This window comes from Bradyrhizobium sp. T-1 (assembly GCF_053592855.1).
In genome coordinates this window covers 5,942,855-5,968,334 of the sequence record NZ_CM132115.1, presented here as the reverse complement: position 1 = coordinate 5,968,334, position 25,480 = coordinate 5,942,855, and the positions used below count along the sequence as shown (strand labels likewise).

At 64.3% G+C, this 25,480-nt stretch carries 25 protein-coding genes; 19 read left to right on the top strand and 6 right to left on the bottom strand.

Annotated elements, in window-relative coordinates:
• Positions 1–41 precede the first annotated feature (41 nt).
• A complete protein-coding gene (locus ACWAT4_RS28685; RefSeq protein WP_449728651.1) occupies positions 42–3,278 on the top strand; it encodes a bifunctional cytochrome P450/NADPH--P450 reductase in 3,237 nt (1,078 codons plus the stop codon).
• A 30-nt stretch (positions 3,279–3,308) separates the two neighbouring features.
• Positions 3,309–3,983, top strand: a complete 675-nt coding sequence (locus tag ACWAT4_RS28680; protein WP_212297961.1) for a spermidine synthase — start codon at positions 3,309–3,311, stop codon at positions 3,981–3,983.
• Here ACWAT4_RS28680 and ACWAT4_RS28675 read toward each other — a convergent pair.
• Together ACWAT4_RS28675 and ACWAT4_RS28670 are read right to left on the bottom strand one after the other, a co-directional pair.
• A complete protein-coding gene (locus ACWAT4_RS28675; RefSeq protein WP_212424944.1) occupies positions 3,980–4,444 on the bottom strand; it encodes a nuclear transport factor 2 family protein in 465 nt (154 codons plus the stop codon). The genes ACWAT4_RS28680 and ACWAT4_RS28675 overlap by 4 nt on opposite strands.
• A 128-nt stretch (positions 4,445–4,572) precedes the next feature.
• Positions 4,573–5,493: an alpha/beta fold hydrolase gene (locus ACWAT4_RS28670; RefSeq protein WP_212297963.1), complete on the bottom strand. Its 921-nt coding sequence runs from the start codon at positions 5,491–5,493 to the stop codon at positions 4,573–4,575.
• A 156-nt stretch (positions 5,494–5,649) separates the two neighbouring features.
• On the opposite strand from ACWAT4_RS28670, the gene ACWAT4_RS28665 reads away from it, so the two are divergent.
• The 16 genes from ACWAT4_RS28665 to ACWAT4_RS28590 all read left to right on the top strand — a co-directional run bounded on the left by ACWAT4_RS28665 (position 5,650) and on the right by ACWAT4_RS28590 (position 19,776).
• A complete protein-coding gene (locus ACWAT4_RS28665; RefSeq protein ID WP_449728650.1) occupies positions 5,650–6,030 on the top strand; it encodes a hypothetical protein in 381 nt (126 codons plus the stop codon).
• The gene (locus ACWAT4_RS28660; RefSeq protein WP_449728649.1) at positions 6,027–7,109 is read left to right on the top strand and encodes a PHA/PHB synthase family protein; all 1,083 of its coding nucleotides are present in this window, start codon (positions 6,027–6,029) and stop codon (positions 7,107–7,109) included. The genes ACWAT4_RS28665 and ACWAT4_RS28660 overlap by 4 nt, the downstream gene beginning before the upstream one ends.
• Positions 7,106–7,699 (top strand): GNAT family N-acetyltransferase, encoded by a 594-nt coding sequence (locus ACWAT4_RS28655; RefSeq protein ID WP_212424946.1) that lies wholly within the window; start codon positions 7,106–7,108, stop codon positions 7,697–7,699. Before ACWAT4_RS28660 ends, ACWAT4_RS28655 begins: the two co-directional genes overlap by 4 nt.
• 246 nt (positions 7,700–7,945) lie before the next feature.
• Positions 7,946–8,401: a phasin gene (locus ACWAT4_RS28650; protein WP_212297967.1), complete on the top strand. Its 456-nt coding sequence runs from the start codon at positions 7,946–7,948 to the stop codon at positions 8,399–8,401.
• A gap of 169 nt (positions 8,402–8,570) precedes the next feature.
• Positions 8,571–9,857 (top strand): DUF445 domain-containing protein, encoded by a 1,287-nt coding sequence (locus ACWAT4_RS28645; protein WP_212424947.1) that lies wholly within the window; start codon positions 8,571–8,573, stop codon positions 9,855–9,857.
• A gap of 202 nt (positions 9,858–10,059) precedes the next feature.
• Entirely contained in the window at positions 10,060–10,830 is a 771-nt protein-coding gene (locus tag ACWAT4_RS28640) for an esterase/lipase family protein (RefSeq protein ID WP_449728648.1), read from the top strand.
• A 223-nt stretch (positions 10,831–11,053) separates the two neighbouring features.
• On the top strand, positions 11,054–11,920 hold the full coding sequence (gene paaX, locus ACWAT4_RS28635; protein ID WP_449731276.1) for a phenylacetic acid degradation operon negative regulatory protein PaaX: 867 nt from the start codon (positions 11,054–11,056) through the stop codon (positions 11,918–11,920).
• A 77-nt stretch (positions 11,921–11,997) separates the two neighbouring features.
• Entirely contained in the window at positions 11,998–12,990 is a 993-nt protein-coding gene (gene paaA / locus ACWAT4_RS28630; RefSeq protein WP_212297971.1) for a 1,2-phenylacetyl-CoA epoxidase subunit PaaA, read from the top strand.
• A 10-nt stretch (positions 12,991–13,000) separates the two neighbouring features.
• Entirely contained in the window at positions 13,001–13,288 is a 288-nt protein-coding gene (gene paaB, locus ACWAT4_RS28625) for a 1,2-phenylacetyl-CoA epoxidase subunit PaaB (protein WP_008136594.1), read from the top strand.
• Entirely contained in the window at positions 13,288–14,064 is a 777-nt protein-coding gene (gene paaC, locus ACWAT4_RS28620) for a 1,2-phenylacetyl-CoA epoxidase subunit PaaC (protein ID WP_449728647.1), read from the top strand. The genes paaB and paaC overlap by 1 nt, the downstream gene beginning before the upstream one ends.
• The gene (gene paaD, locus ACWAT4_RS28615) at positions 14,058–14,561 is read left to right on the top strand and encodes a 1,2-phenylacetyl-CoA epoxidase subunit PaaD (protein WP_212424950.1); all 504 of its coding nucleotides are present in this window, start codon (positions 14,058–14,060) and stop codon (positions 14,559–14,561) included. Before paaC ends, paaD begins: the two co-directional genes overlap by 7 nt.
• A 136-nt stretch (positions 14,562–14,697) precedes the next feature.
• A complete protein-coding gene (gene paaE, locus ACWAT4_RS28610) occupies positions 14,698–15,780 on the top strand; it encodes a 1,2-phenylacetyl-CoA epoxidase subunit PaaE (RefSeq protein ID WP_212424951.1) in 1,083 nt (360 codons plus the stop codon).
• 55 nt (positions 15,781–15,835) lie between these two features.
• Positions 15,836–16,285: a hydroxyphenylacetyl-CoA thioesterase PaaI gene (paaI, locus tag ACWAT4_RS28605; protein WP_212424952.1), complete on the top strand. Its 450-nt coding sequence runs from the start codon at positions 15,836–15,838 to the stop codon at positions 16,283–16,285.
• A gap of 32 nt (positions 16,286–16,317) precedes the next feature.
• The gene (paaK, locus tag ACWAT4_RS28600) at positions 16,318–17,649 is read left to right on the top strand and encodes a phenylacetate--CoA ligase PaaK (protein WP_212424953.1); all 1,332 of its coding nucleotides are present in this window, start codon (positions 16,318–16,320) and stop codon (positions 17,647–17,649) included.
• A gap of 64 nt (positions 17,650–17,713) precedes the next feature.
• Positions 17,714–18,718, top strand: a complete 1,005-nt coding sequence (locus ACWAT4_RS28595) for a quinone oxidoreductase family protein (protein ID WP_449728646.1) — start codon at positions 17,714–17,716, stop codon at positions 18,716–18,718.
• A 2-nt stretch (positions 18,719–18,720) separates the two neighbouring features.
• Entirely contained in the window at positions 18,721–19,776 is a 1,056-nt protein-coding gene (locus ACWAT4_RS28590; protein ID WP_449728645.1) for a YeeE/YedE family protein, read from the top strand.
• Here the strand turns inward: ACWAT4_RS28590 and ACWAT4_RS28585 are convergent.
• Positions 19,755–20,672: a DMT family transporter gene (locus ACWAT4_RS28585; protein ID WP_212297979.1), complete on the bottom strand. Its 918-nt coding sequence runs from the start codon at positions 20,670–20,672 to the stop codon at positions 19,755–19,757. The genes ACWAT4_RS28590 and ACWAT4_RS28585 overlap by 22 nt on opposite strands.
• A gap of 100 nt (positions 20,673–20,772) precedes the next feature.
• On the opposite strand from ACWAT4_RS28585, the gene pdxR reads away from it, so the two are divergent.
• Complete coding sequence (pdxR, locus tag ACWAT4_RS28580; protein ID WP_449731275.1) at positions 20,773–22,203, top strand: MocR-like pyridoxine biosynthesis transcription factor PdxR; 1,431 nt, start codon at positions 20,773–20,775, stop codon at positions 22,201–22,203.
• Between the two features lie 4 nt (positions 22,204–22,207).
• On the opposite strand, the gene ACWAT4_RS28575 is transcribed toward pdxR, so the two are convergent.
• Genes ACWAT4_RS28575 through ACWAT4_RS28565 form a run of 3 tightly spaced genes read right to left on the bottom strand, consistent with a single transcriptional unit; the run spans position 22,208 to position 25,456 of the window.
• Positions 22,208–23,431, bottom strand: a complete 1,224-nt coding sequence (locus ACWAT4_RS28575; protein WP_212424957.1) for a bifunctional alpha/beta hydrolase/OsmC family protein — start codon at positions 23,429–23,431, stop codon at positions 22,208–22,210.
• Positions 23,432–23,455: 24 nt separating this feature from the next.
• On the bottom strand, positions 23,456–24,115 hold the full coding sequence (locus tag ACWAT4_RS28570) for a sulfite oxidase-like oxidoreductase (RefSeq protein ID WP_212424958.1): 660 nt from the start codon (positions 24,113–24,115) through the stop codon (positions 23,456–23,458).
• A gap of 18 nt (positions 24,116–24,133) precedes the next feature.
• Entirely contained in the window at positions 24,134–25,456 is a 1,323-nt protein-coding gene (locus tag ACWAT4_RS28565) for an MFS transporter (protein ID WP_212424959.1), read from the bottom strand.
• Between the last annotated feature and the right edge of the window lie 24 nt (positions 25,457–25,480).

Genomic DNA, 25,480 nt, shown 5'->3' with positions numbered 1-25,480 from the left:
TCGGACCATCCCGGAATGACGCAACGGGGGAAGCGCATTTAATGTCATCCAAGAACCGTCTGGATCCGATCCCGCATCCGCCGACCAAGCCGGTGGTTGGCAACATGCTGTCGCTGGACTCGGCCGCGCCCGTGCAGCATTTGACGCGGCTGGCCAAGGAGCTGGGCCCGATCTTCTGGCTCGACATGATGGGCTCGCCGATCGTGGTCGTCTCCGGCCACGATCTCGTCGACGAGCTCTCTGACGAAAAGCGCTTCGACAAGACGGTGCGTGGCGCGCTGCGGCGCGTGCGCGCGGTCGGCGGCGACGGTCTGTTCACCGCGGATACCAAGGAGCCGAACTGGAGCAAGGCACACAACATCCTGCTGCAGCCGTTCGGCAACCGCGCCATGCAGTCCTACCATCCGAGCATGGTCGATATCGCCGAGCAGCTCGTCCACAAATGGGAGCGCCTCAACGCCGACGATGAAATCGACGTCGTCCACGACATGACGGCGCTGACGCTGGACACGATCGGCCTCTGTGGCTTCGACTATCGCTTCAACTCGTTCTACCGGCGCGACTACCATCCCTTCGTCGAGTCGCTGGTGCGCTCGCTCGAAACCATCATGATGACGCGCGGCCTGCCGTTCGAGCAGCTCTGGATGCAGAAGCGGCGCAAGACCCTGGGCGAAGACGTCGCCTTCATGAACAAGATGGTCGACGAGATCATCGCCGAGCGCCGCAAGAGTGCGGAAGGAATCGACGACAAGAAGGACATGCTCGCGGCGATGATGACCGGTGTCGACCGCTCGACCGGCGAGCAGCTCGATGACGTCAACATCCGATACCAAATCAACACATTCCTGATTGCGGGCCACGAGACCACCAGCGGCCTGCTGTCCTATACGCTCTATGCGCTGCTGAAACACCCCGACCTCCTCAAGAAGGCGTATGACGAGGTCGATCGCGTCTTCGGCCCTGACGTCAATGCGAAGCCGACCTACCAGCAGGTGACGCAGCTCACCTACATCACGCAGATCCTGAAAGAGGCGCTGCGGCTGTGGCCGCCGGCGCCGGCTTATGGCATCTCGCCGCTGAATGACGAAACCATCGGTGGCGGCAGGTACAAGCTCAGGAAGGGCACGTTCACCACCATCCTGGTGACGGCGCTGCATCGCGACCCCAGCGTCTGGGGCCCCAATCCTGATGCGTTCGACCCCGAGAACTTCAGCAAGGAAGCCGAAGCGAAGCGGCCGATCAATGCCTGGAAGCCGTTCGGCAACGGCCAGCGCGCCTGCATCGGCCGCGGTTTTGCCATGCACGAGGCTGCACTTGCACTCGGCATGATCCTGCAGCGTTTCAAGCTGATCGACCACCAGCGCTACCAGATGCACTTGAAGGAAACGCTGACGATGAAGCCGGAGGGCTTCAAGATCAAGGTGAGGCCGCGGGCGGATCGCGAGCGAGGTGCCTATGGCGGGCCCTCCACGGCCGCAGTTTCAGCGCCGAGGGCGCCGCGTCAGCCGACCACGCGTCCCGGTCACAACACGCCGATGCTCGTGCTTTATGGCTCCAACCTTGGCACGGCCGAGGAACTCGCGACGCGCATGGCGGACCTTGCGGAGATCAACGGCTTTGCGGTGCATCTCGGGCCGCTCGACGACTACGTCGGCAAGCTTCCGCACGAAGGCGGCGTGCTGATCATCTGCGCCTCCTATAACGGCGCGGCGCCCGACAATGCGACGCAGTTCGTCAAATGGCTCGGCGACGATCTGCCGAAGGACGCCTTTGCCAACGTGCGTTATGCCGTGTTCGGCTGCGGCAACAGCGATTGGGCCGCGACCTATCAATCGGTGCCGCGCTTCATCGACGAGCAATTGTCGAAGCACGGGGCACGCGCCGTCTATCCGCGCGGCGAGGGCGACGCACGCAGTGATCTCGACGGTCAGTTCCAAAAATGGTTCCCGGCCGCCGCTCAGGTCGCGACCAAGGAATTCGGCATCGACTGGAATTTCACGCGCACCGCGGAAGACGATCCGCTCTATGCGATCGAGCCGGTCGCGGTGACCGCAGTCAACACCATCGTTGCCCAGGGTGGTGCTGTCGCGATGAAGGTGCTGGTCAATGACGAGCTCCAGAACAAGTCCGGCGCCAATCCGTCGCCGCGCTCGACGCGCCACATCGAGGTGCAGCTGCCGGCCAACGTCACCTATCGTGTCGGCGATCACCTGAGTGTCGTTCCGCGCAACGATCCGACGCTGGTGGACTCGGTCGCCCGCCGCTTCGGCTTCCTGCCCGCCGATCAGATCAGGCTCCAAGTCGCCGAAGGCCGCCGGGCGCAATTGCCGGTCGGCAACGCCGTATCGGTCGGACGCCTCCTCAGCGAGTTTGTCGAGCTGCAGCAGGTGGCGACGCGCAAGCAGATCCAGACCATGGCCGAGCATACCCGTTGCCCGGTCACCAAGCCGAAGCTGCTGGCCTTTGTCGGCGAGGAGGCCGAAACGCTCGAGCGCTACCGCGGCGAGATTCTGGCCATGCGCAAATCGGTGTTCGACCTGCTGCTCGAATATCCTGCTTGCGAGCTGCCGTTCCACGCCTATCTGGAAATGCTCTCGCTGCTTGCGCCGCGCTACTACTCGATCTCGTCCTCGCCGTCGGTCGATCCAATGCGTTGCAGCGTCACGGTCGGCGTGGTCGAGGGACCGGCCGCTTCGGGGCGCGGTACCTACAAGGGCATCTGCTCGAGCTATCTCGCCAATCGGCGGGCTGGCGATACGATCTACGCCACCGTGCGCGAGACCAAGGCCGGCTTCCGCCTGCCCGACGATCCCTCGGTGCCGATCATCATGATTGGTCCGGGCACGGGGCTCGCGCCGTTCCGCGGCTTCCTCCAGGAACGCGCCGCGCGCAAGGCGAAGGGCGCCAGCCTCGGACCGTCCATGCTGTTTTTCGGCTGCCGCCATCCCGATCAGGATTTTCTCTACGCCGATGAGCTGAAGGCGCTTGCCGCAAGCGGCATCACCGAGCTCTTCACCGCGTTCTCGCGCACGGACGGCCCCAAGACCTATGTCCAGCACGTTCTTGCCGCGCAGAAGGACAAGGTCTGGCCCCTGATCGAGCAGGGCGCGATCATCTATGTCTGCGGCGACGGCAGCAGGATGGAGCCCGACGTGAAGGCGGCGCTGGTTGCGATCCATCGCGAGAAGAGCGGCAGCGATGCCGCTGCGGCTGCGCGCTGGATCGAGGAGATGGGCGCGAAGAACCGGTATGTGCTGGACGTCTGGGCTGGCGGGTGACCGCCAGTCCAATCGTGCTAAACGTCAGGCATGATTCCCTGGGAAAAACTCGACACCGCCAAAATCCCCGGCTCCGACGAGGAGCTCCGCCTCATGCGGCGGGGCAAGGAGTTTTCGATCAAGCTCGGCACCAACGAGCTGATGAACAACCGCCTGTCTGGTTCTGAGGCCGCACTTGCAACGCTTGCAGCGAAGCAGATCGAGGCGGTGACAAAACCCGTCGTTCTCATCGGCGGCCTTGGGATGGGCTTTACGCTGCGCGCGGCGCTCACCGTCCTCGGCAGCAAGGCGAAGATCGTGGTCGCCGAACTCGTGCCAGCGGTGGTGAGCTGGGCGCGCGGGCCGATGGCGGAAGTCTTCGGCGACAGTCTCGATGATGCCAGGGTGAGCATCCGGGAGACCGACGTCGGCGAAATCATCCGGGCGAAGAGTTCGGCCTTCGACGCCATTCTGCTCGACGTCGACAATGGGCCGGAAGGACTGACTCGCAAGGGCAACGATGCGCTCTACAGTGCGAACGGATTGACGGCTGCGAAGGCGGCACTGCGGCCGGGCGGCGTGCTCGCCGTCTGGTCGTCGGGACCGAATCCCGCCTTCACCAAGCGCCTTGGCAGTGCCGGCTTCGGCGTCAACGAGGTCAACGTTCGCGCCACCGGCAGGGGCGGTGGCGCGCGTCACGTGATCTGGATCGCGAGGAAGGGTTAGAACATCGTGTTGTTGTTCGCCGGATTCTCCGGGATCGGCTGAACCACATCCCAATGCTCGACGATCTTGCCGTTCTCCAGCTTGAAGATGTCGACAATCGCGTTGCCTTTGGTGCCGGGCTCGCGGACCGCGTTGACATGCAGGATGACGTAGTCGCCATCCACGAACGCGCGTTTGATCTCGCTGTGTGAGTTCGGAAATTTTTCGCGCAGGAAGCCGATGAACTTTCGGAAGCCCTCCGGTCCATCGGCGGCGTTCGGATTGTGCTGGACGTAACGGTCGCCGACATAGGCGAGCGCTGCATCGACGTCTTTCTGATTGAGACCCTTCTCGTAGAAGGCGAGCACGGCGGCGCGGTTGGCTTCGTCTTGTGCGCTGGCCGCCATCGTGGCGCCGCTGGCGAGGGACAGCATGAGAGCCGAAGCGGCGACCATTGCCGCAGGCCGGACGATGAGATGCATGTGAGCTCCGGGAGGCCGTAGCCTCGGTCTTGCGATTGAGGGAGGCCTCTATAGCTCTCGCGCCGGCTCGGGTTAAGAGAGTAACCGGCGGCTCACATGGTCACCGCGAGGAGACTGGCGGCGTGGGTCTACGCTGCCTGCGCTGCCGCGCCATGCGCATGCTTGTCGATGGCGCCGACGATCTCAGGCCAGAACCGCATCGGCAGCGCGTGGCCCATGCCGTCGATCATCAGCAGCTTTGCGCCCGGAATTGACGCGGCCGTGTCCTTGCCGCCTTCGGGCCGCACCAGCGGATCGACCGTCCCGTGGATCACGAGCGTCGGCGTCTTCACGCTGTGCAGCCGCTCCTTGCGGCTGCCGGAGGCAAGCACCGCGCGGAGCTGCCGGCCGACGCCGGCCGGATTGAGCCCGCGGGCAAAGACGCGTTCGGCGCGACCGGGATCGAGCGCCTCTTCCTCGGGGAAGGAACCGGCACGCAAGATCTTCCAGGTCTGGCCGAAGCGGGTGATGAACTCCTCCTTGCTGCGCGGCGGGGGGGCCATCAGCATGGCGGCGGCCTCTCGCGTCGGAGGCGGCACGCGCGGATTGCCGGTGGTCGACATGATCGAGGTCAGCGAGCGTACGCGCGCGGGGAACGACAGCGTCACCTCCTGCGCGATCATGCCGCCCATGGAGGCACCGACCAGATGTGCCGACTTGATGCCGAGCGCATCCATCAGGCCGACCGTGTCCCTGGCCATGTCGATCAATTTGTAGGGGGCGGCCACTGGAATTCTGAGGAAGCGCAGCTTCATCAATTCCAGTGGAGTCAGGCGATTGCCGCCGGTGAGATGGCTGGACTTGCCGATGTCACGATTGTCGAAACGGATCACGCGAAAGCCGTGTGCGGCGAGCTGTTCGCAGAACGCATCGTCCCAATGGATCATCTGTGCTCCGAGCCCCATGATCAGCAGCAGCGGCTCGGCATTGCCATTGCCGAAAATCTCGTAGCAGATGTCGATGCCGTTGGCACGGACGGTCTGGGGCGGCTGATGGGCGGAGGCGTTCACGGGCGTTCCTCGGGCTTTTGACCATTGCTGTATGGCACGGTTTCCTCGCGCGAAGAAGCCGTGTGCCGGACCGCTGCTTGCCGGTTGACCGACACCCCGCAACGGTGTCGTATGGCAGGAAGAAGGGCACAAGCCCTCCACATCGGGAGGATGCTGATGACCGACAAGATCACCGATCCAGTTGCCTTGTGGCAGCAGATGGTCGGCGAAATGGAGAAGGGATTCAACTCCTTCGCCACCAAGGCGATGGAGACGCCGGAATTCTCGCAGGCGATGAACCGCGCCGGCGGCGCTGCTGCGGGCGCGCAGAAGCAGTTCGGCGATCTCATGGAGAAGTATCTCCTCTCGATGAATTTGCCGAGCCGCGAGCAGATGGCGGGTATCGCCGAGCGGCTGCAGTCGATCGAGGGGCAACTCGGCGAGATCAGGTCGATGCTGAATCAGATGTCGGCCAATTCCGGGGGGGCACCGATCGATTCCGCACCGCGGCCACCGCGCACCAAACGTCCGCCATCCGAAGGCGGAGAGCCAAAATGAACGCGCCGGCGGGACTTGATTTCGCATCTATCCCGGAGCGCATCCAGGCCGAGGTGCAGCGCGCCATCCAGCGTAGCATCAAGGGCGTCGAATATATTTCGACCTCCGGCCCCACCCTCGGCTCGACACCAAAGGACGTGCTGCACTCGCGCGGAACGATGAGTCTCTACCACTACCGGCCGATGTCGGACGAGATTTATCGCGTGCCGGTGCTGATCGTGATGGCGACCACCAATCGCGGCTACATTCTCGACCTCGTCCCTGGCCAGAGTTTCATCGAGTTCCTGCTGAGGCGCGGCTACGACGTCTACATGCTCGACTGGAGTGCACCGCGCCCGGAAGAGAAGAGCCTGCGGATGGAGGACTACGTCCTCGACTTCATCCCGGATTGTGTCCGCCGCGTGCAGGCCGATTCCGGCGAGCAGGACGTCTCCGTCATCGGTTATTGCTTCGGTGGCGTACTGTCACTGCTCTATGGCTCGATCTTCCCGGACGGGCCGATGAAGAATTTGATCTGCTTCACCACGCCGATCGATTTTCGCGAGATGAAGCTGTTCTCGAATTTCTCCGACCGCCGCTATTTCGACGTCGATCGGCTCGTCGACAGTGTCGGCAACGTGCCGCCGGAGATGATCCTGTCCTCGTTCGAGATGCTGCGTCCGGCCTCGCGCACGGTGAGCCAGATCCAGCTCTGGGAAAACATCTGGAACGACGAGTTCGTGAAGTCGTACCGGATGTTCGACCGCTGGGCGACCGACACGCTGCCGCTGGCGGGCGAATATTTCCGCACCATCACCAAGGACCTGATGTGGGACAACAAGCTGTTCAACGACACCATGTCGGTGGGCGGCCGCGCGGCGAAGCTCGAGAACATCAAGGTGCCGATCCTGCATGCAGTCGCCGAGCACGATCACATCGTGCCCTATGACGCCGCAAAACACCTCATCGCCAAGATCGGCTCCGCGGATAAGGAAGAGGTGATGCTGAAGGGCGGTCACGTCTCGCTGGTCGCCGGCGCCAATGCGGTGAAGCGGTTGTGGCCGAAACTGGATTCCTGGCTGGGAAAGAGATCGACATGAGCGAGCAGCGTTCCTATCCGCGTCACGTCAAGACCGACGCCGGCGATATCGAGATCCGCCTGATGTCGCCCGCGGACGAAGCCGCAGTGCTCGCCTTCGGCAAAGGCCTGCCGACCCATGATCTGTTGTTCCTGCCGCGCAACATCAGCGAGCCGAAGGTGCTGTCGGCCTGGGTCAAGGAGATCGAGCGCGGCGCGATCCAGAGCCTGCTGGCGGTCCGGGGCGGCACGGTCGTCGGTTGCGGCACGCTGGTGCGTGATCCGCACTCCTGGTCCCCCCATGTCGGCGAGATCCGGATGGTGGTGTCGCAGGATGTGCGCGGGAAGGGGGTAGGCAAGGCGCTGTCGCAGGAGACCTTTGCGCTCGCGCTCGGGGCTGGGCTGGAGAAGCTCTCGGTCCAGATGACGGTCGACCAGCAGGCCGCGATCGCGCTGTTCGAAAGCCTCGGCTTCAAGGCAGAGGCCTTGTTACGCGACCATGTCCGGGACGTCGGTGGCAAGACCCACGACATCGTCGTGCTCGGGCACAACATCGCGCAGGTCCAGGCCCAGATGGAGGCCTATGGGCTGCCAGGCGCCGTCCAGCACTAAGAGGGCCGTCCAGCACTGAGGCGCCATCCGGCGACCAGAAAACTGGAAATCAACCCCATGCAAAGTAGGCGGCGGGCCAGGGAGGCAGCAGATTGCCTCCAATTAAGGATATTCACGATTTCGTGATATCGCAATGCAACATTATTGTTGCGTCGCACAATTAACTATGCCATATAAGCCGTGCCCCGGGCCAAAACCGGACGGGGTGAGCCCATAGCTCAGACCGATGAGGATGGAGAGAACCCCATGACCACCGAAACCAACACCGCCTTCGAGGGCTTCAAAGACGCTTTCAAGAACATCCAGAACCTGGAAGTTCCCGAGGCCGCCCGCGAGTTCGTCAAGAAGACTGCCAACACCGCCAAGGACCGTGCTGCCGAGGTGTTCGCTGGCTCCGAGCGCGTGACCGCCGCCGTCGAGAACGCGGTGTCCGAGTCCGTCACTGAAGCCGGCAAGATCAGCCGCAACATCCAGCAGGCGATCTACGAGGACGCCGAGGCGTTCTTCTCGGGCATCGACAAGCTCGCATCCGCCAAGTCGGTCAGCGAAGCCGTCGAGATCCAGTCGAGCCTGCTCCGCTCCCGCGGCGAAGTGTTCGTCTCGCGCGCCAAGGCGACCGCCGACTATTTCGGCAAGCTTGCCGCCAATGGTGCCAAGTCCGCTCAGGACAACTTTGCCAAGGTCTACAACAAGACCGCCTGATCCGGCACCCTGAGGACCAACTGAAATTTGAGGCCCGCTTCGGCGGGCCTTTTGTTTTTGTCCCGCCGTCATTGCGAGGAGCGAAGCGACGAAGCAATCCAGAGTCTTTCTGCGGAAAGATTCCGGATTGCTTCGCATCGCTCGCAATGACGGGTACTGTGATGCAGTGATGACTCCATCAGGCAGTTTCTCTTTTGACACCCCCGGCGACGCCGAACGTGCGGCCGAACTGCGCCGCGTCAAGGCGCTGGCGACGCTGGTGCTGGCGTCGACGCTGGCGCTGTTCGTCGCCGCGAAATGGCTGCTGCCGGTGCATCCCGTGTTCGGCTTCATCGCCGCCTTTGCGGAAGCCGCGACCATCGGCGGGCTTGCCGACTGGTATGCCGTGGTCGCGCTGTTCAAACGGCCGCTCGGCCTGCCGATCCCGCATACCGCGATCATCCAGAGCAATCAGGCCCGCATCGCCGACAAGCTCGGCGAGTTTATCCAGGTGCATTTCCTCGAGGCCGGCCCGGTCGAGGCCAAGCTGAACGAAATCGATTTCGGCTCCTTCGTCGCCGACTGGCTGCGCGACCGCAAGCGCAGCGACGACCTTGCGCGCTTCGCGCTGCGCTTGCTGCCGGAAGCCGTCTCTGCGACGGAGAGCTCCGGCTTGATGACCTTCATCATCCGCCGCATGTCCTCGCAGCTCCAGGCCATTGATCTTGCGCCGCTCGCAGCCGGCACGCTGCGCGGATTCGTGGCCGAGGGGCGCCACCAGATCCTGTTCGACGATCTCCTGCGCGTGATGCACGAGACGCTGACTCGAGTCGAGACGATGGCGATGATCCGCGAGAAGGTGCGCGCGGAGCTGCCGACCCTGCTCAAGCTCTATCGCGCCGACAAGTTCCTGGTGAACAAGATCGTGTCGTCCGCCACCGCGTTCTTCAACGAGGTGCGCAGCGATCCCAAGCATCCGTTCCGCGGTGAGTTCGACCGTATGGTGCTGAGCTTCGTCGACCGGCTCGGCACCGACCAAGCCTATATCGACCGCATCGACGGCTTGAAGCGCGATCTCCTGGCGCGGCCCGAGCTTGCCGATCTCGCCCGCACCGTCTGGGCCAACACGCGCTCCTTCATCGAGCGCAGCGCATCAGGCGAGACGCAGGTGCTGCAGCATCATCTCGCCGGCATGTTCGTTTCGGCGGGCGATGCGCTCGCCGGCGATGCCGAGCTTCGCGGCGAGATCAACAAGGGCCTGGTGACCGTGCTGCGCAGCTTCGTGGCCGACCAGAAGAGCGGCGTCTCGACCTTCATCTCCGACCAGGTCAAGGCGTGGGACATGGCGCAGTTGATTTCGCTGATTGAAATCAACATCGGGCGCGACCTGCAGTACATCCGCTTCAACGGCTCGCTGATCGGCGGGCTCGCCGGATTGGCGCTCTACTCCGTAGAATTCTTGCTCCGATTGTTGTGACTTTTGCGTCACGCCCGTTAGCATTAACGCGCAGGCCTATTGTCGCCTCGCGCATCTCCCGCTTGAATGTGTGGAACCGGCCGCCTAGCTGATTCATGTTGCGCTGCGGAACGTTCAAGAAGCCGGCGTATTGGAAGTCGTGCCCATTGCCGGCATCGCGGCCGGCGGGCTCTTCGGGAATTCTTGCCAAGGGGATCCATTGATGACCGCTACTGCCCAGACGCTGCGTCCGCCGTCCCGTGCTCTGATGTTTCTGGAAGGGCGCGCGATCCACGAGTTCGGCGCATTCCTCGGCGCGCTCCCGCTGCTGAGCCTCGCGCCGCGTGGCGATGGGCATCCGGTGCTGGTGCTGCCCGGACTGGTGGCCTCCGACGCGTCCACGCGCGCGCTGCGCAGCTTCTTGACCAACAAGGGCTACGCGGTGAGCGGCTGGCGCCAGGGCCGCAATTACGGCCTGCGCGAGGGCGTGCAGCATGCGATGGTCGATCTGATCGAGGAGCTCAGCGACAAGCATGGCCGCAAGATCAGTCTGGTTGGCTGGAGCCTCGGCGGTCTCTATGCGCGCCAGCTTGCCAAGATGATGCCCGAGCGCGTGCGTCAGGTGATCACGCTGGGCAGCCCTTTCGCCGGCAATCCCCGGTCGACCAATGCCTGGCGCGTCTATGAATGGGCGAGCGGGCGGAAGTCCGACGAGGTTGATCCGAAGTTTGGCGGCGAACTCGCCGTGCCGCCACCGGTGCCGACCACCGCCATCTTCAGCCGCACCGACGGCGTCTGCGCCTGGCAGGGCTGCATGGAGAGATCCGGCGCGCAGACCGAGAGCATCGAGGTCGAGAGCAGCCATTGCGGCATGGGCCACCATCCCGCGGTCGTCTATGCGGTGGCCGATCGCCTCGCGCAGAAGGAAGGCCAGTGGCGCCCGTTCGATCGCAGCGGTTGGCGCAGCCTGGCCTATCCCGATCCGCACAGGTAGTTTCTTCGCCTCTCCCCGCCTGAGGCCCGCCTGAGGGGAGAGGCCGGAATTTGCGGCTAGCAAATTCCGGGTGAGGGGGACTCTCCGCGAGTCCGACTCTCACCGAAGTCGCGGAGAGCGGCCCCTCACCCCAGCCCTCTCCCCGTAAGAACGGGGCGAGGGAGAGCAAGAGCGTCGCTCCCGTCCATTGTCCCGCCCGCACCAAACGCGCTATGCCTCGCGCATGGCGCATCCGCTCTCCCGCATCATCGATCAGCTCAAGCGTGAGCCGTCACGCACCGGCTCCATCGTCATCACCATGTTCGGCGACGCCATCGTTCCGCGCGGCGGCTCCGTGTGGCTCGGCACGCTGCTGGCGTTCTTCGAGCGACTGGACATCGATGGCGGCGTGGTGCGTACGGCGATGTCGCGGCTCGCGGCCGATGGTTGGTTGACGCGCGAAAAGGTCGGTCGCAACAGCTTCTATCGTCTCGCCGAGAAGGGCCGCGAAACGTTCGAGGCCGCGACGCGCCACATCTACGATCCTCCGCCGTCCGACTGGACCGGGCGCTTCGAGCTGCTGTTGATCGGCAATGGCGAGGACCGCGACGTCTCGCGCGAGGCGTTGCGCAATGCCGGCTTCGGCAGCCCGCTGCCGGGCGTCTGGGTCGCGCCGTCAGGCGTGCCGGTGCCGGACGAGGCCGCAAGTGCCATCCGCCTTGAAGTTTCAGCCGAGGATGACAGTGGGCGTCGCCTGCTCAGCGCGAGCTGGCCGCTGGAGCGCACGGCCGACGCCTATCTGAAATTCATGAGAACCTTTGAGCCGCTGCGCGCCGCACTCGCACGGGGCACGGAGCTGTCCGAGGCGGACGCCTTCACGGCGCGCATCCTGCTGATCCACTACTACCGCCGTGTCGTGCTGCGCGATCCGCTGCTGCCGGAAAGCCTTTTGCCGGCGGACTGGCCGGGCAGGGCTGCCCGCGGGCTCTGCGGCGAGATCTATCGGGCGCTGCTTGCGCCGTCGGAACAATGGCTTGATGGCCATGGAACCAATGAAAAGGGCCCGCTGCCGCCGGCGCGGAAGCTTCTGGAGAGGAGGTTCGAGGCTTGATTTATATGTTACAGAATTATCTTGCATTAGGTAATTTCTGTTATATATTGCCTCCCAACAAATCGGGAGGAGTGCGCATGTATACCCAGGCGCTGAACACGGCCGAGACCGACGATCGCGGTCTGGAGGACGCAGGCAGAGCTGCGCAGTTCCAGGCCCGCATCGATGCCGAGGAGCGCATCGAGCCGAACGACTGGATGCCGGCGGCCTACCGCAAGACGCTTACGCGCCAGATCTCCCAGCACGCCCATTCCGAAATCGTCGGCATGCTGCCCGAGGGCAACTGGATCACGCGCGCGCCGACCTTGCGCCGCAAGGCTGCATTGCTCGCCAAGGTGCAGGACGAGTGCGGCCATGGGCTCTATCTCTATGCCGCCGCCGAGACACTCGGCGCCTCGCGCGAAGAGCTGGTCGACGCGATGCTCGCGGGCAAGGCGAAGTATTCCTCGATCTTCAATTATCCCACGCTCACCTGGGCCGACATCGGCACCATCGGCTGGCTGGTCGACGGCGCTGCGATCATGAATCAGATCCCGCTGTGCCGCTGCTCCTACGGCCCTTATGCGCGCGCGATGATCCGTGTCTGCAAGGAGGAATCGTTCCACCAGCGCCAGGGCTACGAGATCATGCTGACGCTATGTCGCGGTTCGGACGAGCAGAAGGCGATGGCGCAGGATGCGCTGAACCGATGGTGGTGGCCGGTGCTGATGATGTTCGGCCCGCCGGATGCGACGAGCCAGCATAGCGACACCTCCACGAAGTGGAAGATCAAGCGCTTCTCCAATGACGAGCTGCGCCAGAAATTCGTCGATGCCACCGTGCCGCAGGCGCAATATCTCGGCCTCACCATTCCAGATCCAGGCATGACTCAGGATGCGGACGGGCACTGGCGCTACAGCGAGATCGACTGGACCGAATTCAAGCAGGTGCTCGCCGGCAACGGTCCGTGCAACCGCGACCGCATGGCCGCGCGCCGCAAGGCGCACAACGAAGGCGCCTGGGTGCGCGAAGCCGCCGCCGCCTATGCCGCCAAGCGCGCGCAGCGCCAGACCGCGCAAGCCGCGGAATAGGGAGATCATTATGGCCACGCCGAACACGCCGCTGTGGGAAGTCTTCATTCGCAGCCGCAATGGGCTCGCGCACAAGCATGTCGGCTCGCTACATGCGAGCGATGCCACCATGGCCCTGCAGGCCGCCCGCGACATCTACACCCGCCGCGGCGAGGGCCTCTCCATTTGGGTCGTGCCATCGACCGCGATCACCGCGAGCGATCCTGCCGAGAAGGGCATGATGTTCGAGCCGGCCGAATCGAAGATCTACCGGCATCCGACCTTCTACGAGGTGCCCGAGGAAGTGGGGCACATGTGATGGCGATCGCCAACATCCAGGTCTGCGAAACGCCGCTGGTGCTTTACACCCTGCGCCGCGCCGACGATGCGCTGATCCTCGGCCACAGGCTGTCGGAGTGGTGCGGACATGCGCCGATGCTGGAAGAGGACATGGCGCTCTCCAACATCGCACTCGACCTGATCGGCCAGGCCCGCGAGCTCTATACGTATGCCGCCAAGGCCGAAGGCAGGGACAACGACGAGGACAAGCTCGCCTACCTGCGGGACGTCAGGCAGTACCGCAATCTGCTGCTGGTCGAGCAGCCCAATGGCGACTTCGCTCAGACCATGGTGCGGCAGTTCTTCTATTCCGCTTTCGCCGACCTTTATTGGCGCGCAATGATGAGTTCGCCCGATACGACGCTCGCGGCAATCGCCGCGAAGTCGGAGAAGGAGAGCGCTTACCATCTGCGTCATGCCTCGGAATGGATCATCCGTCTCGGCGACGGTACGGATGAGAGCCGCGCCCGCGCGCAAGGAGCGATCGATCACCTCTGGGCTTTCACCGGCGAGATGTTCGCCGTCGACGATGGCGAGCGCGCCCTGATTCATGCCGGTATCGCCATCGATCCCGGCACCTTGCGCGGCCGTTGGCTGACGACGCTCTCCGGCGTTGTCAGCGAAGCAACGCTTCACCTGCCGCAGAACGACTGGATGCAGCAGGGCGGCCGAGCCGGCCGGCACAGCGAGCATCTCGGCCACCTCCTGTCCGAACTGCAATCGATGCAGCGCACCTTTCCGGGGCAGGCATGGTGACGGTGTTGGAGCACGATAGCGAGCTGCGTCAGCGCGCCTGGGATGCCGCAGCGAGCGTGGTCGATCCCGAGATTCCGGTGCTGACCATCGCCGATCTCGGCGTGCTGCGCGATGTCACGCTCGACGGCGATCATGTCGAGGTCGCGATCACGCCGACCTATTCGGGCTGCCCGGCCATGAACATGATCGCGCTGGAAATCGAGGTGGCGCTGGAGCGCGCCGGCTTCCATCGCCCAAAAATCCGCACAGTGCTGTCGCCGGCCTGGACCACGGACTGGATGAGCGAGGAGGGCCGCCGCAAGCTGGCCGCCTACGGCATCGCGCCGCCGCAAGCTTCACACTCACGCCGCGCACTGTTCGGCGAGCAGGCGGTCGCGTGCCCGCAATGCGGCTCTGACAAGACCGAGCTCCTGTCCGAGTTCGGCTCGACCTCCTGCAAGGCGCTCTGGCGCTGCAAGTCCTGCCGCGAACCCTTCGACTACTTCAAGTGTCATTGAGGCGCATGATGCCGATCCGATCGTCATTGCGAGCAGCTCTTGCGACGAAGCAATCTGGGCTGTCTCCGCGGAAAGATTCTGGATTGGTTCGCTCCGTTCGCAACGACGACGGAAAGACCGAACGAAGGTGCTCGTAATGTCAACCGTCGCTCCCCGCTTCCATCGCCTGGCCGTCAACGATCTCCGCCGCGAGGCGTCTGACGCGGTCTCGATGACCTTCGCAATCCCGCGCGAACTTGCCGACGACTATGCTTTCAGCCCCGGCCAGTATCTCACGTTGCGCACCACACTGGATGGCGAGGAGGTGCGCCGCTCCTACTCGATCTGCTCCGGCCCCGATGACGGCGAGATCCGCATCGCCGTGAAGAAGGTCGACGGCGGCGCGTTCTCGAGCTGGGCAGCAGACGAGCTGAAACATGGCGACGAGCTCGACGTGATGACGCCGACGGGGCGCTTTGGCGTGATCGCACCGGCCGAAGCCGGGTGCATCCATGTCGGCTTTGCCGCAGGCTCCGGCATCACGCCGATCCTGTCGATCGTCAAGGGCGTGCTGGCGCGCGAGGCGGACAGCCGCTTTTTCTTGTTCTACGGCAACCGCACGACCGACAACATCATGTTCCTGGAGGCGCTCGAGGAGCTCAAGGACCGGTTCATCGATCGCCTCTCGATCTTCCACGTCATCTCCGGCGAGGAGCAGGACATCCCGATCCTGCATGGCCGGCTCGACGGCGACAAGGTGAGGGTGCTGCTGCGCTCGCTGGTGCCGGCCGAGAGTGTCGATCACGTCTTCATCTGCGGGCCATCTGGCATGAGCGAGGACGTCGAGGCGACTTGCCGCGATCTCGGGATCTCCGATGATCGCATCCATGTCGAGCGTTTCGTCTCCGAGTTCGGCGGCAAGCCGCGGCCGAAGAAGGCCGTTGCCGCCGACGCGCCGCCGAAGGCGGTCGCCTCCCTGATCATCGACGGCAAGCGCCGCGACGTCCCGGTCGCCGAGGACGAGGCGATCCTCGATGCCGCGCTGCGCGCCGGCGTCGATCTGCCCTTCGCCTGCAAGGGCGGCATGTGCTCGACCTGTCGCGCAAAACTGGTCGAGGGCGAGGCGCCGATGGACATCAATTATTCGCTGGAGCCCTGGGAGCTGAAGGCCGGGTTCGTCCTGACCTGCCAGGCGAAGCCGTCGTCGGAGCGGGTCGTTGTCGATTACGACCACGTTTGACAGTGTTGGCCGACCAGCAGAACATCATGAACGAGCATTTCGCCGGGAGAAGCGCGTGAACTTCAAAGCCGCCCTGTCGCCTGAGGATGTTGCCCGCGCCTGCACTGAAGCGATGTGGGCGGAGGACGATGCGTCCAAGGGTCTCGGCATGGAGATCGTCGAGGTTGGTCCCGGCTTCGCGACGGTCGCCATGACGGTGCGGCCGGACATGGTCAACGGCCAGCGCATCGCCCATGGCGGCTTCATCTTTACGCTCGCCGATTCAGCCTTTGCCTTTGCCTGCAACTCGCACAATGACCGCGTCGTCGCAGCGCAGGGCCAAATCACCTTCATCAGGCCCGGCAAACTTGGCGACCGGCTCGTGGCCAAGGCACGGGAGATCACCCGCGGTGGCCGCTCCGGCATCTATGACGTGCGCGTGACTGCAGGCGATACCGTCATCGCAGAATTTCGCGGACATTCGCGTGTCATTCCCGGCACGTGGCTGCCGGCGCAAGACCAATAAACAGAAGAACAAATCAATGTGGGGAAACGAGAATGGCTTCGACGAAGCTGAAGGACGGCGGCCGCACCTATCGGGCCGAGATGGACGCGCAGGAGCGCGCCTCACGCGACGAGATCATGGCGTTGCAGAAACAGCGTCTGGCCTGGTCGTTGAAGCACGCCTACGACAACGTCGCGCACTATCGCAAGGCTTTTGACAAGGCAGGGGTGCATCCGTCGGACTTCCGCGAGCTATCGGATCTCGCGAAGTTCCCGTTCACGGTGAAGACGGATCTGCGCGACAACTACCCCTTCAACATGTTCGCGGTGCCGCGCGAGAAGCTGGTCCGCGTGCATGCCTCGTCCGGTACGACGGGCAAGCCGATCGTGGTCGGCTATACCCAGCGCGACATCGAGACCTGGTCCGAGGTGATGGCGCGCTCGATCCGCGCGGCCGGCGGCCGCACCGGCATGATCATCCACAATGCCTATGGCTACGGCCTGTTCACCGGCGGTCTTGGCGTGCACTACGGCGCCGAAAAACTCGGCTGCACGGTGGTGCCGATCTCCGGCGGCATGACCGAGCGGCAGGTGCAGCTCATCAACGACTTCCGTCCTGACATCATCACGGTGACGCCGAGCTACATGCTGGCGATCCTGGACGAGTTCAAGCGCCAGAAGCTCGATCCGCGCCAGTGCTCGCTCAAGGTCGGCATCTTCGGCGCCGAGCCCTGGACCAACGCCATGCGCGGCGAGATCGAGGATGCCTTCGACATGGATGCGACCGACATCTACGGCCTGTCGGAGGTGATCGGCCCCGGCGTCGCGCAGGAGTGCATCGAGACCAAGGATGGCCTGCACATCTGGGAGGATCACTTCTATCCCGAAGTGATCGACCCCGAGACCGGTGCCGTGCTGCCGGATGGCGAGAAGGGGGAGCTCGTCTTCACCTCGCTCACCAAGGAGGGCTTTCCGGTGATCCGCTATCGCACCCGCGACCTGACGCGGCTGTTGCCGGGCACGGCGCGGCCGGGCATGCGGCGGATGGAGAAGGTGACGGGCCGCTCGGACGACATGATCATCCTGCGCGGCGTCAATCTGTTCCCAACCCAGATCGAGGAGATACTGCTCGCGACCGACTGGTGCGGCGGGCACTTCATCCTGGAGCTCACTCGCGAAGGCCGCATGGATGAGCTGACCATCATCGCCGAGGCGCGGGCTGAGAGCTGGGACGGCAGAGGCCTCATCGACCACGCCGACCGGATATCGACCCACATCAAGAACACCATAGGCATCAGCTCCAGGGTGCAGGTGGTTGCGCCGGCCACGCTGGAGCGCTCGCTCGGCAAGGCCAAGCGGCTCTACGACAAGCGGCCCAAGGACTGACTTGACGGATTGACTTGACCGCCCCCAAAGGCGACAAGGCCCGCGAGAAATCGCGGGTCTTCCCATGTCGCCAGCCGTTACCAAAGCCGTGGAGGCGCGTTGCGTCCGCCTCAATGCCAAGGCCGAGAACGCGGCCGCGGTCATGCCGGTCGTCGAGCATCATACGCTCACGCGCGGCCCGAACGATCTCCTGATCGAGGTGAAGGCTGCTGCCGTCAATCCGTCCGACGTCAAGGCCGCGACCGGGCTGATGCCCTATGCGGTGTTCCCGCGCACGCCCGGCCGAGACTACGCGGGCTTGGTGATCGATGGTCCGTCCGGCACCGCCGGCGGCGAAGTGTTCGGCTCCTCCGGCGATCTCGGCATCCGCCGTGATGGCACGCATGCAAGCCATCTCGTGGTCGAAGCTGAGGCGGTTGTGGAGAAGCCGAAGACGGTGTCGTGGGAGGAGGCCGCCGGCATCGGCGTGCCCTTCGTCACGGCGATGGAGGGCTTTCGCCGCGCCGGCATCCCAAAGCCCGGCGAGACGGTGCTGGTGTTCGGCGTCAACGGCAAGGTCGGTCAGGCGGCGGTGCAGATCGCGACCTGGCGGGGCGCGCGCGTCATCGGCGTGGTGCGCAAGGCGGAAGCCTATGAAGGTCACGCCAACGCGCCCATCGAGGTGATCGATGCCTCCGCGACAGATGTCGCCACACGCGTGCGCGAACTGACCGGCGGCACGGGGGCCGACATCGTCTTCAACACGGTCGGCGATCCCTACTTCCAGGCGGCGCACAAGTCGCTCGCCTTGCGCGGCCGCCAGATCCTGATCGCCGCGATCGACCGCATCGTGCAGTTCAACATTCTCGAATTCTATCGGGGACAGCACACTTATGTCGGCATCGATACGCTCGGGCTGTCGTCGGCCGCGACCGGCGCCGTGCTGCGCGAGCTCTGCCCAGGCTTTGCCAGCGGCCAATTGAAGCCGTTTCCGATCCGGACGAACGCGATCTATCCGCTCGAGCGCGCAAAGGAGGCGTATGTTGCGGTCGCCGGCTCGTCGCGGGACCGCGTGATCCTGAAGCCGTAATCATGGAATCGACCCAACTCGTCATCCTCGCCGGCCTCGTCATTGGCCTGGTTTATGGCTCCGTCGGCCTGCTCAGCGGTTTCTGCCTGATGAGCAGCATGCGCGGCTGGCTGACGGAAGGGGACGGTCGGCTGGTGCGCAGCTACGCGCTGGCGATCGCGGTTGCGATTGCCGCGAGCCAGTTCCTTGCCGGTAACGGCATGGCCGATCTCGGCAAGTCGATCTATCTGCAACAGACATTCTCGGCGCCGGTGCTGTTCCTGGGCGGATTGCTGTTCGGCTACGGCATGGTGCTGTCGAACGGCTGCGGCTCGCGTGCGCTGGTGCTGCTCGGGCGCGGCAATCTCCGTTCCTTTGTCGTCGTGATCGTGCTGGCCATCGCCGCGCAAATGACGCTCAAGGGCCTGATCGCACCGGCACGCATCGCGCTGGTTCAGGCATCGCAAGCCACTGTCGCCGTCAATTCGCTGCCCTCGCTGCTGGCGACGCTCGGACCCACCGAAGCCGTTTCGCGTATGCTGGCCGCTGCCTTGATTGCCCTCGCGCTGATCCTGTTTGCTTTCGCGCATCCGGCATTCCGCCGCTCGCCAGGCCAGATCGCGGCAGGAGCCATCATAGGCCTTCTCGTCGCCAGCGGCTGGTATGTGACCGGCTATCTCGGTGCCGACGACTTCAACCCCGTTCCGGTAACCTCGCTCACCTTCATCGCGCCGATCGCTGACAGTCTGCAATACGCGATGCTCTCGACCGGCCTGACGCTCAACTTCGGCATCGCGACTGTTGGCGGAGCCTTTGCCGGCAGTCTGGTGACCGCGATCGCCACGGGCCGCTTCCATCTCGAAGGTTATTCCTCGCCACGCCACATGCTGCGCTCGGCCGCCGGCGCCGCATTGATGGGCATCGGCGGCGTGATGGCGTTCGGCTGCTCGATTGGGCAGGGGCTCACCGGTGTATCGACGCTTGCGGTGGGCTCGTTCATTGCGGTCGCCGGCATTCTGCTTGGCACCACGGCCGGCCTGCGCGGCGCGTTGCGGGTTCAGCCGCTCGCCATGGCCTGACGGCGCAGCAGCCGGTCGCCGAGAGTCGCAAGACCAATGCCTGTGACGATCAGCGCGGCTGCGATGACGAGGCTCATATCGATGGGCTCGCCCAGCAGGATCGCCGCGCTGGCGATGCCGACGAGCGGTGTCCCGGTGGTGCCGAGCGCCGTCGTCAGGGCCGAGATGCTCTTGTTGACCATCGACATCGCCCAATAGGCCAATGCCGTCCCGATCAGGCCGGAATACAGGAACAGCAGCACGAGGCGCCATGACCATTCTGAATGCGGCAGACCATCCGTGATCAGCGCCGATCCCGTCAGCACGATCGTCGCGACGAGCACCTGCCAGATCAGAAGCTGGAGCGGGGATGCGATCCACCGGTGTGCGCGGATATAGATGATGTTCGCGGCCCAGGAGATCGCGGCCAGGATGACCATGCCGGCGCCGAGCACGACGTTGCCGCTGGCCCAGTCGATCGACGCGGGATTCAGGATCACGGCAAGTCCGATCAATCCGAGCAGCGCGCCTGCGAGCTTTGGTGCTGTCAGCGTGTCCTTGCCGAGTAGGGGCGCGGCGATCGCGACCCAGAGCGGCGTGGTGTAGCCGAGCACGACGGCCTTGCTCGCGGGCAGGAAGCGCACGCCGGCCGCGACGAGGACCGAGAACACGGTCATGTGCAGCAGCGCCACGCTGAGGATCACAGGAATGTCGCGCCGCTCGGGGATCACCAGATTTTTGCTGAGTCCGAGAATCACCAGCAAACCCGCCAACGCGATCCAGCTCCGGATTGCCGAGGTCCATAGCGGCGGAAGGAATTGCACGAGCTGCTTCGTCACCGACCAGTTCACGCCCCAGGCCAGCACGACGATGAGGAACAGGCCGATGGCCGCGCGAGGCGACAGGGAAGAGTTCATCGCAAGACCCTTGAAGCAGTTCGAGCCGGTGGATAGCATCCGCCCTGGTACCTGAAAAAGTGCCAGATAGGAGAAGATCAAGGTGCCAGTTTCCGAGGCGATGATTTCGGCCCTGATTGACCTGAAGCGGACCGACGGTGAGGGATTGGCTGTTCAACTGACGAGCCAGCTCCGAAGCCTGATCGCGACCGGCCGTATTGGCAAAGGCCGTGCATTGCCATCGAGCCGGCGGCTCGCGAGCGATCTCAGCGTTTCGCGCAACACCGTGACATATGCATTCGAGCAGCTCGCCGCCGAGGGATATCTCGAGGCGTCGCCCGGACGTCGCCCGGTGGTCACGGTTGACGGCGGCGAATCCAGCGAAGAAGCGGGCGCGGCCACACCGAGAACGCGCTCAGCCAGGCTGCGGCTCTCACCTTGGGCCTCGAAGCTCAAGCAGACGGACTGGCCGATGTCCTATCAGGCCCAGCTCAAGCCGTTGCGTCCGGGGCACGGAGATGCGCGGGAGTTTCCGAACGAGATCTGGGCGCGCTGCCTGCGCCGCAGTGCCGTCAGCGCCGCCAGGCGCGAGCTTGGTCCGGTCAACCGCATCCGCCTGCGCGAGGCGCTGGCGCATTATCTGGCGGCCAGCAGAGGCGTTCGGGCGACTGCCGACCAGATCATGATCCTGCCGAGTGCACAGGCCGCGCTGACCCTGATCGCGGCTGTTCTCATCACGCCGGGCGACGAGGTCCGGGTCGAGGATCCCGGCTATCCCGGCGCCGCAGCCGCCTTTCGTGCCTCCGGCGCGCGTGTGACAGGCATGCGGCTCGACGAGCAGGGCATGCAGCGGATGCCGGGATTGGCCGCGCCGAAGCTCATTTTCATGACGCCGTCGCATCAGCATCCGACCGGACGGGTGATGTCGCTGGCACGCCGCACCGAATTCTTGAGGTCAAGCAGCCCTGGCAAGACCTGGATCGTCGAGGACGATTACGACGGCGAATTCCACTACGATAGCCGGCCGGTGCCGGCCTTGCAGGGGCTCGATGCCCACGGCCGCGTGTTCTATGTCGGGACCTTCTCCAAGGCGATGACGTCGGATATCCGGCTTGGCTATCTCGTCGTGCCGCCGGCGCTGGTCGGCACCCTGGAAATCGCGCAGCGGCACATCGGCTTGATAGCCTCCAGCCACATCCAGGAGGCGCTCGCCGAGTTCATCGCCGACGGGCATTTCCTCGCACATCTGCGCCGGATGCGCCGGCTCTATCACGCGCGGCGGGATCATCTCGTCGAGGGGCTGGAGCGGCAGCTGGGTGAGGTGCTCTCGGTCGAGGTGCCCTCGGGCGGCATCCAGCTCGTCGCGCGCCTCAAGCGCAGTCGCGCCGATCAGGCGGCAGTCAAGCGGCTGGTTGAGGCGGGCGTCGAGACGCGGGCTCTATCCAGCCTTGCGCTGGGCAAACCGCGCGATCACGGTCTGCTGCTCGGCTTTGCGGCCTGGCGCGAGGCCGAGATCAGTGCTGCGGTGCGAACGATGGTGTCGTGCTTCTAGCGCGCTAGCCTACCGCCGTGGTCACGATGCGGATCTCGGAGGTCAGCGTCCGGTGCACCGGGCACTTGTCGGCGATCTCCATCAGCTTCTTGCGTTGCTCGGCATCGAGCGCGCCATCCATCGCGATGTCGCGCTCGATCTGGTCGAGCATGCCGTCGCGCGTCTCGCATTCCGCGCAGTCCTTGGCGTAGATCTTGGAATGTTTCAGCGTGACGGTGACGCGGTCGAGCGGCAGCGACTTGCGGTCGGCATAGAGGCGCATGGTCATCGAGGTGCAGGCCCCTAAGCCCGCGAGCAGGAAGTCGTAGGGGCCGGGACCGGCATCCTCGCCGCCGGCAGCCTTCGGCTCGTCCGCGACCAGACGATGCGGCCCGACCGTGATGATCTGGTTGAATTTGCTCTTGCGGGTCTCCTGCACCACGACCTTGCGCGGCTCTTCGGGGAGGTCCGCGACCTTCGCAGATCTTGCCATGTCGATATAGCGGCTGGCCCAGGCCGCGATCATGTCTGCCGCGTAAAGCGCGTCCGCCGGTTTCGTCAGGAGATGATCGGCCTGGTCGAGCGAGACGAAGCTCTTGGGGTGCTTCGCCGCAACGAAGATCCTGGTCGCATTATCGATGCCGACGGTATCGTCGACAGGTGACTGCATGATCAGCAGCGCCTTATGGAGACCGGTGACGTCCTTCATCAGCTCGTGCTCGACGATATCGTCGAGGAATTCGCGCCTGATCCGGAACGGGCGGCCCGCGAGCGAGACTTCGACTTCGCCCTGGGCGCGGATGTCGTCGAGATGCTTGCTGAACAGACCAGTCACGTGCGCGGGATCGGAAGGCGCAGCGATGGTCACAACCGCCTTGGCCTCCGGAATTTGTGCGGCTGCCGCAAGAATGGCCGCACCGCCGAGGCTGTGGCCAATCAGAAGGGACGGCGCCTTGCGCGTCGTCCGCAGATGATCGGCGGCCCGCACGAGATCGGCGACGTTGGAGGAGAAGGTCGAATTGGCGAATTCACCCTCGCTGGAGCCGAGCCCGGTGAAGTCGAAGCGCAGCACCGCGATGCCCTTGGCGGCGAGTGCGACCGAAATGCGTTTTGCCGCCAGCGTATCCTTGCCGCAGGTGAAGCAATGCGCGAACAGTGCGAAGGCTGCGGGCTCGCCGTCCGGCAGCTCGATCGCGGCCGCAAGCTGATGGCCGCCTTCGCCTGTGAATTGAAAGCGTTCGGTCTGCATGGGCTTTCCCCGTCTTGCTAGAACCTAATCGTCCGAATAGCGCTGCTCGGCCCAGGGATCGCCGCGGTTATGATAGCCGCGGACTTCCCAGAAGCCCGGCGCATCCTCGGTCAGGAATTCGATGGCTTGCAGCCATTTGGCGCTCTTCCAGAAATACAGATGCGGCACGACCATCCGCACCGGGCCGCCATGCTCCTGCGTCAGCGGCTGGCCCGACCAGCTATGGGCGAGCAGCGCGTCTTCGGCGGCGAAATCGTCCAGCGCGAGATTAGTGGTGTAGCCGTCATAGGAATGCAGCACGACGAAGCGCGCATCCTCGCGCGGCCGGCAGGCCGCCAGCAGTTCGCGCGTGGCGAGGCCTTCCCAAAGGTTGTCGTAGCGCGACCAGGTGGTCACGCAATGAATGTCGGAGGTGAACCGGTCCTGCTTCTGCGCGGCGAATTCGGCAAAGGTCCAGAACACGGGGGTCTCGATCGCGCCGTAGACGTCGAGCCGCCAGCGATCGCGCGAGACCGGCGGCATGACCCCGAGATCGAGCACCGGCCAGTCCTGGGTGAGATGCTGGCCGGGCGGCAGGCGCTGATCCTCCGGGCGCGTGATCTTGCCGGTGAGGAAGCGGCCTTCGCGCGCCCATTTCTCCTTGGTGCGTGTCAGCTTGCTGTCGGATGGCGTCTCGTCGGCCATAGCTTACTCGTCAATGAGCTACTCGTGGCGGTGCATCGCGGAGGCATGCTTGGTATCGCGCATGGTGGAATAGATGATCAGCGACAGGCAGATGATTCCGGCGAGATAGTAGTAGAACCAGTCCTCGTGCCCGATGCTTTTGAAATAGAGCGCGATCGCGGGCGCGGTGCCGCCGAAGATCGAGACCGTGATCGCGTAGGGCAGGCCGACGCCGAGGGCGCGGACATTGGTCGGGAATAGCTCGGCCTTCACCACGGCGTTGATCGAGGTGTAGCCGGCGACGAACAGCCAGGCGCAGCAGATCAGGATGAAGGCCATGAAAGGCGACTTGGTCTCCTTCAGCGTCATCAGCAGCGGCACGGTCGCGAGCGTGCCGGCGACGCCGAAGAAGATCAGCAGCGGCTTGCGCCCGATCTTGTCGGAGATGGCGCCATAGATCGGCTGCAGGATGGTTGCGAAGATCAGTGTGCCGAAGATCACGAAGGTGGTCTGGTCCTCGGTCAGGCCCACCGAGAGCTTGACGAAAGTCTGCATGTAGGTGGTGAAGGTATAGAACGCCGCGGTGCCGCCGGCAGTGAGTCCGACCACGAGCAGCAGCTCGCGCGGGTAGCGCAGCAGATTGGTGAGCGAGCCGGTCGGCTTCACGACCTTCTTGGCTTCCTCGAACGCCTCAGTCTCGTGCAGATTGCGCCGCATCACCGCGGCAAAGATCGCGAGTGCCGCGCCGATCGCGAACGGGATGCGCCAGCCCCAGGCCTTGAGCTCGTCGGGCGTGAGGAAGACCTTTTGCAGGAGCAGCAGAACGATGATCGCGGTGAGCTGCCCGCCGATCAGCGTGACGTACTGAAAGCTCGAATAGAAGCCACGATGCTTGGGGTCCGCGACCTCGCTCAGATAGGTGGCGCTGGCGCCGTATTCGCCGCCGAGACTCAACCCCTCGATGACGCGGGCGAGCGCCAGGATCACCGGCGCAGCGAAGCCGATCGTGGCATAGGTCGGCGTCAGCGCGATGATCAGCGAGCCGAAACACATGAAGACAACGGACAGTGTCAGCGAGATGCGCCTGCCGAAATGATCCGCAATGTAGCCGAACAACCAGCCGCCCAGGGGACGCATCAGGAAGGTCGCCGCGAACACCACGGCGACGTTCAACTGCTGCACGACCGGGTCATTACCGGGAAAGAACGCCGGAGCGAAATAGAGCGCGAACGCCGTATAGGCGTAGAAATCGTACCACTCGACGAGATTGCCGATCGAGCCGATGAAGATCGCCTTGATCCGCCGCTGGGCGTCGGCGAGATCGATGTGGTCGGAGGCCGGGTGGGTTGCTTGCTCTGTCACGTCCGGCCTCTCTCCGTCAGTTCC

What these genes read in the sequence shown, in the direction of transcription:
- ACWAT4_RS28685 (WP_449728651.1), top strand. Translation starts at nt 42, where the DNA reads ATGTCATCCAAGAACCGTCTGGATCCGATCCCGCATCCGCCGACCAAG.
- ACWAT4_RS28680 (WP_212297961.1), top strand. Translation starts at nt 3,309, where the DNA reads ATGATTCCCTGGGAAAAACTCGACACCGCCAAAATCCCCGGCTCCGAC.
- ACWAT4_RS28675 (WP_212424944.1), bottom strand. Translation starts at nt 4,444, where the DNA reads ATGCATCTCATCGTCCGGCCTGCGGCAATGGTCGCCGCTTCGGCTCTC.
- ACWAT4_RS28665 (WP_449728650.1), top strand. Translation starts at nt 5,650, where the DNA reads ATGACCGACAAGATCACCGATCCAGTTGCCTTGTGGCAGCAGATGGTC.
- ACWAT4_RS28660 (WP_449728649.1), top strand. Translation starts at nt 6,027, where the DNA reads ATGAACGCGCCGGCGGGACTTGATTTCGCATCTATCCCGGAGCGCATC.
- ACWAT4_RS28655 (WP_212424946.1), top strand. Translation starts at nt 7,106, where the DNA reads ATGAGCGAGCAGCGTTCCTATCCGCGTCACGTCAAGACCGACGCCGGC.
- ACWAT4_RS28650 (WP_212297967.1), top strand. Translation starts at nt 7,946, where the DNA reads ATGACCACCGAAACCAACACCGCCTTCGAGGGCTTCAAAGACGCTTTC.
- ACWAT4_RS28645 (WP_212424947.1), top strand. Translation starts at nt 8,571, where the DNA reads ATGACTCCATCAGGCAGTTTCTCTTTTGACACCCCCGGCGACGCCGAA.
- ACWAT4_RS28640 (WP_449728648.1), top strand. Translation starts at nt 10,060, where the DNA reads ATGACCGCTACTGCCCAGACGCTGCGTCCGCCGTCCCGTGCTCTGATG.
- paaX (WP_449731276.1), top strand. Translation starts at nt 11,054, where the DNA reads ATGGCGCATCCGCTCTCCCGCATCATCGATCAGCTCAAGCGTGAGCCG.
- paaA (WP_212297971.1), top strand. Translation starts at nt 11,998, where the DNA reads ATGTATACCCAGGCGCTGAACACGGCCGAGACCGACGATCGCGGTCTG.
- paaB (WP_008136594.1), top strand. Translation starts at nt 13,001, where the DNA reads ATGGCCACGCCGAACACGCCGCTGTGGGAAGTCTTCATTCGCAGCCGC.
- paaC (WP_449728647.1), top strand. Translation starts at nt 13,288, where the DNA reads ATGGCGATCGCCAACATCCAGGTCTGCGAAACGCCGCTGGTGCTTTAC.
- paaD (WP_212424950.1), top strand. Translation starts at nt 14,058, where the DNA reads ATGGTGACGGTGTTGGAGCACGATAGCGAGCTGCGTCAGCGCGCCTGG.
- paaE (WP_212424951.1), top strand. Translation starts at nt 14,698, where the DNA reads ATGTCAACCGTCGCTCCCCGCTTCCATCGCCTGGCCGTCAACGATCTC.
- paaK (WP_212424953.1), top strand. Translation starts at nt 16,318, where the DNA reads ATGGCTTCGACGAAGCTGAAGGACGGCGGCCGCACCTATCGGGCCGAG.
- ACWAT4_RS28595 (WP_449728646.1), top strand. Translation starts at nt 17,714, where the DNA reads ATGTCGCCAGCCGTTACCAAAGCCGTGGAGGCGCGTTGCGTCCGCCTC.
- ACWAT4_RS28590 (WP_449728645.1), top strand. Translation starts at nt 18,721, where the DNA reads ATGGAATCGACCCAACTCGTCATCCTCGCCGGCCTCGTCATTGGCCTG.
- ACWAT4_RS28585 (WP_212297979.1), bottom strand. Translation starts at nt 20,672, where the DNA reads ATGAACTCTTCCCTGTCGCCTCGCGCGGCCATCGGCCTGTTCCTCATC.
- pdxR (WP_449731275.1), top strand. Translation starts at nt 20,773, where the DNA reads ATGATTTCGGCCCTGATTGACCTGAAGCGGACCGACGGTGAGGGATTG.
- ACWAT4_RS28575 (WP_212424957.1), bottom strand. Translation starts at nt 23,431, where the DNA reads ATGCAGACCGAACGCTTTCAATTCACAGGCGAAGGCGGCCATCAGCTT.
- ACWAT4_RS28570 (WP_212424958.1), bottom strand. Translation starts at nt 24,115, where the DNA reads ATGGCCGACGAGACGCCATCCGACAGCAAGCTGACACGCACCAAGGAG.